Below are 12,243 nucleotides of genomic sequence, written 5' to 3'. Positions count from 1 at the left end.
GCGAAAGGTGATTTTTATCAAAGAAAAAAGCCACCTGATAGGTGGCTCTTTCTAACCCTAACCTGCTGTATTACCGCAGATTTTTATATGGTGCCAGGGCGGGACTAGTAAAATAAGTTAGTTAACTGAATTAGTTGAATTTATTTTTACTTATTGATTTTATGCCCCTTTTTATGCCCCTTATGATTTAAATTTCAAGACAAGCCTAAGATGAAATAATAATAGATGCTACTAGGAGTTTTTCCACTTTGTGATAAGGTAGGAACCCCAATACTTATTGTTAATATTTATTAAAGGATCATGTATTGATGGACAACCCAAAATTATTTATCTCTTATAGCTGGTCTAACCCAACTCATGTGCAATGGGTAATCGATCTAGCTAACGAGCTAACCGATTCAGGTGTTCATGTAATTCTTGATAAATGGGATTTAAAAGAGGGGCAGGATGCTTTCTCTTTCATGGAAAGAATGGTTAAAGATTCACAAATAACCAAAGTCGCTATCATTTGTGATGAGGTTTATGCATCCAGAGCTGATGATAGATTTGGTGGTGTTGGCACCGAAACACAAATAATTTCACGTGAAGTATATGAAAATCAGGATCAAAGTAAGTTTGTTGCAATCATTGCTGAAAAGGATGAATTAGGTAAACCATACTTACCAACATACTATAGATCACGCATATATATTGATCTGAGTGAGCCAGATAACTACACAAATAACTTTGAACAGCTAGTGCGTTGGATTTACGACAAGCCTCTCTACACTAGGCCTACAATAGGCAAAAGGCCAGCATTTCTAGATGAATCAGATGGAGTATCTCTTGGAACAATAGCCAACTATAAAAGAGCCATCTCAGCCATCAAAGACAATAAACCATTTGCATCAGGTGCTACTAATGAGTATTTGACTACCTTTGCAATTAACCTTGAAAAATTTAGGATTTCCAAAAAAGAAGATAATAGTAATTTTGACGATCAAGTTATCGACAACATTGAAAAATTCATCCCTTACAGAAACGAAATGGTTTCATTATTTACCGCAATCGCACAATACGCACCAACAGAAGAAAATACACTTAGACTTCACCGTTTCTTTGAATCCTTAATTCCATATATGAGCCGTCCAGAAAATGTTAATAGTTGGAGTACATGGAATTCCGATAATTTTAAATTTATCATTCACGAGCTATTTTTATACATAGTTGCCACTCTCATAAAATATGAAAGATTTGCAGCATTAAACCAGTTACTAATACAACAATATTATGTAGGTGGAAAAATAGATTATGAACAAAAGACAATGGTTGGGTATGAGGTTTTCCGAAAATTCGTAGAGTCTTTAGAACATCGAAAAAATAGATTAAAACTAGGACGCATATCTTTACATGCCGACCTCCTTAAGGAAAGAAATAAGCATTCAGGTATCGAATTCAAGTATCTCATGCAAGCTGATTTCATACTATTCATAAGGGCAGAGCTTCACCACGGTGACTTTTACCGTTATTGGTTTCCAGAAACTTTGGTATTTATCAATCATTTTCATGGCACTTTCGAAGTTTTTGCCAGAGCATCCTCAAAAACATATTTTGATAAAATGAAGTGCATTCTTTTAATAGATCAAGTTTCAGATTTAAAAGAACTAATGGAAGCATATAGGCAAGGTATAAGATCTACACCTGGATCGGGCATCGGATCATTTAATCCATTAACTTTACTTGGCTATGATCGACTTGCCACTCATCCATAAATCCCGAGTTAGCGTTTATCATGATAATTAATAGCTGCCAGTAATTTATGCTGGCAGTATAAAATAAACTACACATCAATTTCGAGCCTTACGCTCAATAAGCTGACCATTCATATCAAAATACCGGCTAGGCCAAATTTCAGAAGGATGTATTTCGAGATAGTTAGCAATAATCCATTCACCTTTAGGCCACGGTCTACTTAGAGTATTTGCCAATGTAGATGAACTAAGCCCCGCTTCACGAGAAACAGCCGCTAAGGTTGTACCACGTTTACGTAATGCAGCAATAATATCGGCTTGATGCCAGTCTTTTTTTATATCAATCATTCCAGCTATCCCTTTCATTAAATAATAAAATTGATGGTGGTGATTCAGACAGGGTTTGCAATACCGGGTCAAGATTCCGGCGAGACCGAAGCCTCCCCTACCTGAACCACCATTGAAAGGGTGATAGCAGGCGCACTGGTAGAAACATCCTACCAGTGTTCTTGACTCAGGGTTGCAAATCCCTGACCACTAGATTTTGCTAATGGCGGGGCTACTTTAACGAATTGTTTTATCTGGTTCAATAAGCGAATCAGTAAAACCACTTAACTTTTTGCGTTATATTCCATTAAACGCTTTAAGGCGCTCTTGTTGTTCTTCGTTTAAGCTGAATGCGAAGTCTTCATGCTCAATCTGCCATGTGCCAAAACTCATTAAGAACGCTATTGCAGGGTCGATTTTGTTCGCGGATTTCTTCTTGTTCGGTTTGATATTAGCGTTCGCATCCGTTTCCATCACCACATTGGACATTGCCCACGTGAGCACCGGATCGCCGTTGTGACGAATGACTTTGCGATTCACGAACACCTCAGCCGATTTAGCCACCGGACTAAAGCACATATAGGTTTGAGGGAACGGCTCAACATATAACCCCGCGCCTTGCAATTGTGTTCGTAGATGCGTGGCGTTCCATGTATCAAAGCCCACCAGCTTGATATCAAACTGCTGGCTGTCGTTGAGAATATCATCACGGATACGGTCATAATCAATGCAATCACCTGCTGTGGTGCGTATCCAGCCTGCTTGTACCCATTGACGGTAAATAGCTCGATTCTTATTGGCTGGGTTTTGTAACTGCGCTTCGGGCAAGTAATGACGGGTCAGTAATAACAGTTCATTGTCTACGGGGAACGTGTAACAAATGCTGGTGATATCACCTGTTGAAGACAAGTCCAGTCCGGCGTAACACTCCAGCCCTTTGAGGTCGTTTGCATCATAATCACTCTGACAGACTTTCCATGCGCCTTCACCCATCCACGGGGTTTCACCCTGACACCAGATATTAAAGCGTTTAGTCAACATTTCCGTCCATTGTGAGGGAATGCCACGAGCTTTCTGAATAGTGTCATGCAAGGCAGCACTGTCTACCGATACATCAAGATTAGGGTTAGCTTTTATCCAAAGCGATTCATCATCAATCTCTTTTTCGTCGTCCAGTTCGTAAATCAGGGCAAACAGCGATTCGTTCTTTTCTTCGCCATCCAGTATCTGACAGCAATAATCATAATGCTGCTTACAGGCCGAAATAACGTTACTGCCCGCCGTGGTAATGGCAAACAGAATACCTTCGGGGCGTGCGCCCATCCCCAGCTCAAGTGCAGAATAAACCGCATTATCAGGGTGTAAATGATATTCATCGACAATAGCAAGGCTGGGGTTTGTCCCCTCAATTGTGGCAGCTTTGGCTGCCAGTGGTTTTAGCAAACTGTTGGTTTTAGAATAGGTGACTTTGTGTTGCTGGATAGTCACCCGTTTTTTTAGTGGTTTTGATAACAGACTCATCTGGCGGGCATCATCAAACACAATTCGCGCCTGATCCCGACTCACGGCGGCGGTGTAAATATCCTGCTGCCCTTGTTCCATCACCAGAAACCAGTTCGCCAGTATTGCAGCAACGGTGGATTTGGCATTTTTGCGCGGTACTTGGATATAAGCACTACGATATTTTCGGCGTCCGGTCGCTTTGACTTTGAAGCCGAACAAGTTAGCAAAGGCGAATTGTTGCCACGGCTCAAGCATGATGGGTTTACCGCGCAAGTGGCCTTTGACATGGGGACAGACACAGGAAAAGGCAATAAAACGCGCCACAACCTCAGAATCAAACACATAAAGCGGGTTATTCAGGTCGTTATAGTAGCGTTTCACCGCCTGTTTTACGCGTTTACAGGCCGGAATTTTACCATTTTCGATATCAAAAGCGTATTGTTCCCATGCGTTCATAGGCGATCCAGCTCGTCTTCTTCCTCAGTTTCTACCGGATTTTTACGCCGTGATACGGGGTCAAAGCCCAGCAATGAGGACATTTTTATCATGATTTTTTCAGCATCGGCTTTGGCACTCAATGACGGGTTTCGGCTCTCGCTGCCCTGACTGTTCACAATGCTAAAGCCCCTGATATCAAGGTCTGCCACCGCTTTTCGGTAAATGGCATAGTTCACGCAATACAGTTCTAAGTTGTTCCAGTCAGCGGCGTTCAAGTCTTCCCGTTCACTTAATATTTTACCTTTGGCCTTCCATTGACTGGCGGCAATATCATTTAAATACGTGGGCGGTTTTGGCGCTCTTGCCATGAATTTTGTCCTTATTGTTTTATTTTCAAAAAAATTGCCGTGCATAAAAATTTGAGGAGGGGGCGGTTCCGCTGAGAGGGACATTTGTCATTTTTGATACCCCCACCCCGTTATTTCGTTTTGTTATTATTCATTTGATAACCAATCACGATATCTTGCCGCTTCGGTTTCCTGCTCTCGATAAGCACCCTGCTTGCGCTTTGCTTTAGTCATGGGGTCAGTCTGTACGGTCTTGCGGTTATGGCAAGTCTGACATAACGCCTGATGGTTCGATGCAGGCCAGAACAACACATCAGTATCACCCTGTATTGGGATAATGTGATCCACAATGCTTGCAGGCGTGTAAATACCCTGCGGCAAGCAATGAACGCATAACGGATTAGCTTTCAAGTAGTACAGCCGATAGCGTCCCCATCGATTACTGTAACCTCGCTGGGTTCGGGTGCCACGCTGCTTGTCTTGCTGGCGTCTGGTTTCCCGCTGGTGCTGCTTGCATCGGCCTGATTTCACCCGCTCGCGGCAATGTGGGTAGCTACAGCGTTTCAACGGTTGCCACGGCATCAGTAGACTCCCACATCACGATAGACTGACCACAGTGATTTAATGGTGAACGGGACTTCTTTAAGCTCAACATCGGTTGCCATTTCCCGATTTTCATACAGCAAGCCGATATAAAGCAGACAACCTACCTTGATTGCTGGCGTGAAGGCTAGACCATTATCAAACCGCTTTCCGATATGTTGCTGGCACACTTCCAGCGCAGCTTCGGCATAAGCAGTAAGAAGGGTATCATCAAGGTTATCGCTTTCATCCAATCGACAATGTTGCCTGATTTCACTCAGGGGAATTTCAATCTGGCTCATCGGAAAACGCCTCCCTTGCAAAGCAATTCCAAGCGGGTATGTTTTGCATCAGGGATCACTGCCATAATGCTGAAGGTCGTTCCTCTGGTGTTCCCGCCATGATAGGTAATGCTGTTCGCTGTCGTAATATCATCACGGTAACGCAGCCAAATACGCATCGTGGCTTCGGAGAAAATAGCACCGGAGGCCAGTTTCTCACGTCCGCTAATGGCTTTCACCTCTGCCCAGACGGTAGCAACATCAACCCGCTTGTAGAACTCAGAACCCAGTTCATCACGGATGATTTCATTCTTTTGAATGGTGATCCGGTGTCTCAATCTGCCTGCTCTCATTTCGTGTTCTCCGTTTGTTTTTTCACTTCTACGGTTTGCTTCCATGCCTGACTGAATTCATCACCACCGTCACGGGGCGATAATCCCTCACGTTCGCGGGCTTCGTTCGGTGACATGACGCCGGATTTAATCGCCGTCTCATAGCTCTGGAAACGTTCTTTCGGATTGGCACGCAGTAAGTCGGCAGTATCAAATTCGACTTGATAACGAATACCCCGTTTCGGTGAAGTCATCAGCAAGGCTGCTTTGATTTGTTGCTCAAAATTGGCAAGCCACGGGCGCATAGTGATAGTCAGAAAGGCACGGGAGGCTTCGCTAAAATTGCTGTAGGTACTGTTCGAATATTCTTGCAGAAAGATCGGGCTGACATTGAACATACGGGCGATATCATCAATGGTGAAGCGACGGGAGGCCAGCCATTCCGCATCCTGATTGCTCATGCCTAATTGCTGGTATTCCATCCCACCTTCAAGAATCGGCGTTTTCCCAGCGTTGCGAGCACCCTTGTAGCGTTCGAGGGCTTCCAGTGCTTTACTTCCCTTTATCCCATCCATCCAGTCAGCAGCTTTAATTACCCCCGCCGCCATCATGCCGTCTTTCATAATGCTTGCGCCGTGGCGCTGTTGTGCCAGCCCCAACCCCAGTGTTTCACGGCAAACGGTGACGGGAGAACGCCCCAAAAAACCATCTTCGGTGGCATAGCGCAAATGCAGCACTTCCTCCTGTAAATAGGTTTTAACCCTGCCGCTATACGGTTCCGTAATGGTGTAAGCGAATCGGTGATCGGATAATCGTTGGGGTACAACCGTTGACGGCGGGTAAGGGTGTAATGACTGTGGCTGACCATCCCGCCCCCAGACAATCACCGCATACGCATTGCCATTCAGCAGGCAATGACGCATCAGGGTTCTTTTGAATTGATACGGCGTCTGGCAATCATTCGGGCATTCATTCAGCAAATAATCGACCGGATGGTCACTCAACCATTCGCGGGATTCTTTGCCGTTCTGGTGCTGCACCCGATAGAGATAACAAGGCATGGAGGCCACCGCTTCACTAATCACCGTAACGGCATTCATCACAGCGGGTAAGCCTTCTGCCGTGGACGGTGAAACATGCTCGCCCGATTTGGTATTAGACATGCCAGCCAGAGAAAGAAATTCATCCATCATCATGCTGCGGGTTTCAGGTGTTTTTCGCGTAAAAGGCCACATGATTACACCTCAGACAGTTGCAGCCAGTAATGACGCAAGTCCACAGGGCAGAGTTTAACCGCATTCAGTGAACGCTTGGCAATCTCTATACCACTTTCAGGATAGGCGGGTAAGCTGGTGATCGTAATTTCCCGTAGCTCGGCTTCTAACACCGTTCTGATATATGGAGTCTGACGGGTATCCCACTGATCTTTAATGGCACGAAAACCAAAGGACATGCCTTGTATATCCCCGCGTTCAACCAGTGTTAATACATCGTGCCCCAATTGGGTATCTGGCGGCGTTAACTCGAAACGTAATCCGGTGGCATCTTCGCTCAATTGCAACGTGCCGGACGTGGTGCGGCCTAACAGGTTCATCGGGTCGTGCTCGTACAACGCCCTGATATCATCCCCCGCCGCTAAACTGGTGTTAAACGCATTCGGTGCGAATTGTTCGATAAACTCATCCCACAGCACGTGTGATCGGCTGTTCCACTTAATAACATAACCTGTCAGCGTCTTATCACTAGCAGACAGTGAAGCGGTGCGGATTTCAAAATCATTCTTCATTGATGGACTCCAAGGCTTGGAAAGGGGTGCGATACCCCTTCTGCTTAGTTGCTGGATGCTTTCACTTCCAGTACCTTAATCGCGTTGGAATCCACCAGCCCGCCACCCAGATATTTATCGGTGTGAACCTTATAAAATCCCGGCTCGGTGATATTGTCAGGACGGGTACGAATGCCGGTTTCATGGTCAACGATAAAGTAACCACGTTTGAAGTCACCCAGACCGATAACCCCTTCCGGCATAAATTCGAGGTAGTGGACAGGTAAGCCCAGCAGCATATCGGGATCGCCCGCCTGTAAACGTTCCCGCCAGATATAATCACCATTGCCGTTTTTCAGTTTTTGTACTTGGGCGGCAGTTGTGGAATTCATCACCCAGACAGAGTTTTTACGGTATTTGTTTTTAAGTAAGAATTTCAGGTCAATCAGGCTATCCGCTGAAAGCGCGGTCACTTCCAATTTTTGCAATGTGCCAAATGCACGAACCTTATCAGCTTGGCTATCACGGGGATAAAACAGAAAGCCTTTCGCTTTTTTGCTACCGTCACCGCTGACGAGATCCGTTTCTTCGGTATCAATGAATGTGTCGGCAATTTCGGAAGTCAGCCAACCTAAGATATCCACATCGCTAAAGTCGATAATATCTTGAGTTGTTTTAGGATAGGCGTAGATGGGGAACAGCTTAATGCTGACCTCTTCCATCTTCGGCGTGGCAGTCTCACCGCGTGCCTTGCCTTCTTCCCCATGTGCCACGACTGCGCCACCGATAGAAACCAACTGCTTATATTCGTTGCTGCGTGTGGTTTTCACTGTACAAATCCGGCGCATGACTGACTCATCAGTCAGTTGTTGCATGATTTGTTTGTTCAGTTCGGGGATAACGGTATAGCCACCGTCTGACGGAACGCCCGTAGACAAAGAACGAGTTTCGCCAGTCAGAACATAGTGGCGTAATTCATCATTGCTGAGTTTTTCACGGGTTGGCTGGATTTCTGCCTGATTGCGTTCTTCATTCGCCAGTGATTCATAACGGGCAATTTCAGTATTCAGCGTGTCAGACTGGCTGCGAAATTCGTCGAACTGTTTGGCTTCGTCGATATTGAGTGAGCGTTTTTCGCTTTCGGCTTTGGTGAGAAGAGAACGCATTTGTTGGGTTAAATCGGATTTTTGTTGACGTAATTCGAGAAGTTTTTTCATAGTGTTTTTATATAAAGTATATCGAGTTAAATTAGTTATAACTTTTAACACCATGAAAAATAATATGAAGTTATCTATTTATGATAGGTGACTACACAAAATTAGAAACAGGTCTAAACAAAGGCCTACTATTTTGTGTAATCTGACAGTCTGCTTTGTGCCCAGACTGTGTAAAAACTGTGATTTCATCGAACAAACATCAATTTGGGTTGCATTTTAGCATCCGAATAGCGCTCATCACATTCACAATGTTCTGATGAAGATTGGTGACTTATAATATGAAGTCATTTAAATGCATCGTGCCTTGAACGTTGGGGGCAGACTTTGGTGAAATTAAGCGACTTTATCGCTTAGCTCAGATTGATGGCTGTCATCAAACCGACAGTTCCCAGTATGGTCATCATACGTTTCAGGTTGTAAGCAAGAACACTAAGGCTGATTTCAGTACTCACATTTTTGAGGCGTTTAGTCAAAAAGTGAGTCGCTCCCATCCACATTTTTATAGTACCAAACGGATGCTCAACACTCTGTTTCCTTATCACTGGGAATTCCGGATTCTCGTCCAACCGTTTTTGCATGTCATCAATAATCGATTCATGTATCCATCGTCTTATACGACGAGGTTCTTTCTTTGAGGTCGTGCATTGAGATCGGATTGAACATTCATTGCACGCTAAATTGTTGAAGTAAACATCCAATTCGACGCCTTTCTCCATGACTTTCATTCGTTTTTGTAAATTTTTACCCGCCGGACAAATGTATACATCACTGTCGTTATCGTACTTGAAGAGAGACTTGTTAAAAATACCTTTGCTCTTTGAACCTGAAGTGTCAATTTGTGGCACATTCGCCGTGATACCTTGATCATATGCGTCTTTGATATCATTTCGACTGAAATAACCTTTGTCGGCTAACACTGTAATAGATTTCTTTCCCAAAACTTTTTGGACTTGCTCGGCAACTAATGTCAGTTGACCTCGGTCTGTTGTCATGACGATATCGTGGCAAACGATGAGGTGGTGCTTTGTATCGACGGCTGTTTGCACGTTGTAGCAGACTTGTCTTTCCATGTGGTGTGTTTTCATCAAGCGGGCATCAGGATCTGTCTGTGATATCTGTTTGTCTGGATGCTTATTAACTTGTTTTTCGAGTGCTTTTAACTCAACTAAGCGCTGCTTTAGCCATGCTAATTTCGATGCTGCGACGGTCGGATCAGACTCTTTTTCGTTCTCATCTTTGGCATCCATCTGGCTTAAATATTTCTCGATGCTTTTTTCTACTCGCTCGATATGAAACTGCACTTTACTGGGAGTGTAATTTTTGGATTTATTATTGACGGCTTTGAATTTACTCCCATCGATAGCGAACACGGCACCTTCAAACATGTTGAATTGCCGGCATAACTCGACAAATTTACGGCAAACGTTTTTAATCCCCTTGCCATTATCTTTTCTGAAGTTTGCAATTGTTTTGAAGTCGGGAGATAAACGTTCAAGCAACCACATTAACTCGACATTGCGGTTGCATTCCTTCTCCAACCGCCTCGATGATTGAATTCGATTTAAATAACCGTAAATGTAGAGCTTGAGCATCATGGCAGGGTGATAACTAGGACGGCCAGTTGACTTTGGATTCACTCTTTCAAAACCTAAGTCGAGTAAATCTAGATGTTCAACAAAGACATCAATAACTCGCACTGGATTATCTTCGCTAACAAAGTCGTCCATAAGTTCTGGAAAGAGCGTGGATTGATGCCTTGATTGACCTGCAATATGGTGAGACATGCTAGAATCTCCATGATTATGCTTACCAATCTGATAATACTGGATTTTGCTTTGAAATTGGATCGGTAGCTAAGACCAATTGTTCATAAGTACATCTCACTTAGGCTAAAAGGTGATCAAGAGTTTTTACACAGTCTGCGCCAGCAGCGGACGTTGCTTACATTATGACGTGATGAGCAACTGGGTGCTGGACTCTTTCCATAAAACACAAGTAGATTCATGAGATTGTGATCTAAGATAACGTAACGCAATACAACGGGTGTAATATTACTGGCTCATAAGTTAACTGATTAAAATCACAAGGAGATAATAGTGCCACTATCGAGTCTGTTAAAAGATACTGTTTCACTATTAAAGAAGAATGGTGAAAGGGTTGATAACATCAAAGCAAGTGTTCAGTCAAAGAAGATTTTCATTAATCGGTCTGATATTTTGATTGAAACAGGAGATTTGATTCAACGAAGAATGTCGAATGGCGGTGAGGAAACCTATGAAGTTATTGATCCTGGTTTTCATGAGCAACATGGGGCAATTGCAGCAGGCTATCAAATGACTCATAAAAAACTAGGATTGCCAGAAGCCGATAAGGCTATACAGAATGTCACCTACAATATTAGTGGTGCTAATTCGCGCGTTAACAATCACTCAATAGATAATTCAATAAATATCGCCAATTTTAATTCAGATGTTGCCAAGCATATTGCAATGCTGCGCTCAGAGATAGAGCAAATAATAAATAAATCTGAAGAAAAAAAAGAGGCTCTTGAGATTGTAGATGCGATAGAAGGCCAATTTTCATCGGATAAACCTAGCAAAGTGATAGTTAAGTCGTTATTAGCTTCTTTGCCTACGATCGGTAACATTGCAACAATAGGTTCATTCCTATTAAGCTGTTTTGGAAGTTAAATGAAACTTGATAAGTACGTTGAAGAAACTATAAAGCAGATTATAACTGGTATCAGTGCAGCACAAAAATTCGGTGATCAGAATGGTGCGAAAGTAAATCCGGCGTCAGTCACATTTAACCGTCAAAACGCGACAAATACATTCTGTTCAAATACCGGCGTTCCGATCCAACAAATAGAGTTTGATATTGTGGTATCAGTCAGTGAAGGCAATAGTACGGCTGATTCTCCAGAAATTACTGTTGGTTCATCAACAATTTCAGGCAATGCACAAACCTCCGAAACTACTAATAGCTCAACCAATAGAATAAAATTTAGTATTCCCGTACTTTTACCTCGATCTGGTACAATAGAGTAATTTCTAAAAAGGCCAGCCAAGCTGGCCTTCAAACTAATGCTCTTCCACGCCAAAATGGGAACCGGGTAGTATGTTGATCGTGACAGTCACCATTAAGACTAACAATTCATTTTTGAGGCATCCAATTTTCTAGTCATCTTTAGGTATTCTTTATTGGGAAGGCGTTAAGATGTCCGCTCCTCGCTCATAACCGCCCAAGCATCTTCCTGTAGAGAGCACAGCCAGAAGCGAACATTCTCTACTATATTTACTGTATTTACATCCTTTTCTGTCTGGGGCAGACAGCCGGATCAAGTGATGACTAATACAACTAATTTTCTTAGATAAGGGCTTTTGTTTCCTACCCCCCTGAAAATCTTTTTCGCCCTCTCAGTTATGCACCCTCTGCACAATTCTCCGAAAGCCTTGCTACATCTGGGTTTGATGCAATTAATATGATATTCACTAACTGTATCACCTGTTCACCCATTTTTTAGATTAATGAAGAGAATGTACAGTTGATGTATAGTTAAAAAATAACTATACATCTATTATTTACCTTTAAATACAGTTAGATATTTGAATTGGTGTATAGAATGTAGACCTAAAGCCCAAAGTTTTATATAGGCGATTTAAAATCTCGACACTCAGGCACTGAGGGTAGCCATTCTTCGGCCTCTTCCGATAACTCAACG

Annotated in this window: 13 protein-coding genes; 3 read left to right on the top strand and 10 right to left on the bottom strand. The window is 43.2% G+C overall.

Annotated elements, in window-relative coordinates:
- Positions 1 to 308 precede the first annotated feature (308 nt).
- Positions 309 to 1,751, top strand: a complete 1,443-nt coding sequence (locus BM100_RS21215; RefSeq protein WP_092514567.1) for an SEFIR domain-containing protein — start codon at positions 309 to 311, stop codon at positions 1,749 to 1,751.
- A 75-nt stretch (positions 1,752 to 1,826) separates the two neighbouring features.
- Here the strand turns inward: BM100_RS21215 and BM100_RS21210 are convergent, their stop codons facing one another.
- The 10 genes from BM100_RS21210 to BM100_RS21165 all read right to left on the bottom strand — a co-directional run bounded on the left by BM100_RS21210 (position 1,827) and on the right by BM100_RS21165 (position 10,306).
- Positions 1,827 to 2,078, bottom strand: a complete 252-nt coding sequence (locus tag BM100_RS21210; RefSeq protein WP_092514565.1) for a helix-turn-helix domain-containing protein — start codon at positions 2,076 to 2,078, stop codon at positions 1,827 to 1,829.
- Positions 2,079 to 2,354: 276 nt separating this feature from the next.
- Positions 2,355 to 4,016, bottom strand: coding sequence for a terminase large subunit (locus BM100_RS21205; protein ID WP_092514563.1), 1,662 nt, complete (start codon positions 4,014 to 4,016; stop codon positions 2,355 to 2,357).
- On the bottom strand, positions 4,013 to 4,366 hold the full coding sequence (locus tag BM100_RS21200) for a phage terminase small subunit P27 family (protein WP_086954148.1): 354 nt from the start codon (positions 4,364 to 4,366) through the stop codon (positions 4,013 to 4,015). Before BM100_RS21200 ends, BM100_RS21205 begins: the two co-directional genes overlap by 4 nt.
- A gap of 126 nt (positions 4,367 to 4,492) precedes the next feature.
- Positions 4,493 to 4,927 (bottom strand): HNH endonuclease, encoded by a 435-nt coding sequence (locus BM100_RS21195; RefSeq protein WP_092514561.1) that lies wholly within the window; start codon positions 4,925 to 4,927, stop codon positions 4,493 to 4,495.
- Positions 4,927 to 5,229, bottom strand: coding sequence for a head-tail connector protein (locus BM100_RS21190; protein WP_092514559.1), 303 nt, complete (start codon positions 5,227 to 5,229; stop codon positions 4,927 to 4,929). Before BM100_RS21190 ends, BM100_RS21195 begins: the two co-directional genes overlap by 1 nt.
- The gene (locus BM100_RS21185) at positions 5,226 to 5,561 is read right to left on the bottom strand and encodes a phage head closure protein (RefSeq protein ID WP_092514557.1); all 336 of its coding nucleotides are present in this window, start codon (positions 5,559 to 5,561) and stop codon (positions 5,226 to 5,228) included. The genes BM100_RS21190 and BM100_RS21185 overlap by 4 nt, the downstream gene beginning before the upstream one ends.
- Positions 5,558 to 6,775 carry a phage portal protein gene (locus BM100_RS21180; RefSeq protein WP_092514555.1) on the bottom strand — a complete coding sequence of 406 codons (1,218 nt, stop codon included), beginning with the start codon at positions 6,773 to 6,775 and terminating at the stop codon, positions 5,558 to 5,560. The genes BM100_RS21185 and BM100_RS21180 overlap by 4 nt, the downstream gene beginning before the upstream one ends.
- Before the next feature lie 2 nt (positions 6,776 to 6,777).
- Positions 6,778 to 7,326, bottom strand: coding sequence for an HK97 family phage prohead protease (locus tag BM100_RS21175; protein WP_092514553.1), 549 nt, complete (start codon positions 7,324 to 7,326; stop codon positions 6,778 to 6,780).
- A 44-nt stretch (positions 7,327 to 7,370) separates the two neighbouring features.
- Entirely contained in the window at positions 7,371 to 8,522 is a 1,152-nt protein-coding gene (locus tag BM100_RS21170) for a phage major capsid protein (RefSeq protein ID WP_092514551.1), read from the bottom strand.
- A 350-nt stretch (positions 8,523 to 8,872) separates the two neighbouring features.
- Positions 8,873 to 10,306 carry an IS1182 family transposase gene (locus tag BM100_RS21165; protein ID WP_092514549.1) on the bottom strand — a complete coding sequence of 478 codons (1,434 nt, stop codon included), beginning with the start codon at positions 10,304 to 10,306 and terminating at the stop codon, positions 8,873 to 8,875.
- A 312-nt stretch (positions 10,307 to 10,618) separates the two neighbouring features.
- Between BM100_RS21165 and BM100_RS21160 the strand changes: the two genes are divergently transcribed.
- Both BM100_RS21160 and BM100_RS21155 read left to right on the top strand, forming a co-directional pair.
- Positions 10,619 to 11,212 (top strand): hypothetical protein, encoded by a 594-nt coding sequence (locus BM100_RS21160; protein WP_092514547.1) that lies wholly within the window; start codon positions 10,619 to 10,621, stop codon positions 11,210 to 11,212.
- Entirely contained in the window at positions 11,213 to 11,569 is a 357-nt protein-coding gene (locus tag BM100_RS21155) for a hypothetical protein (protein WP_092514545.1), read from the top strand.
- Positions 11,570 to 12,243: the final 674 nt, after the last annotated feature.

This window comes from Xenorhabdus mauleonii (assembly GCF_900113945.1).
GTDB classification, from domain to species: domain Bacteria; phylum Pseudomonadota; class Gammaproteobacteria; order Enterobacterales; family Enterobacteriaceae; genus Xenorhabdus; species Xenorhabdus mauleonii.
The sequence above is the reverse complement of the archived record's forward strand: the minus strand, read 5'-3'. Positions and strand labels throughout refer to the sequence as shown.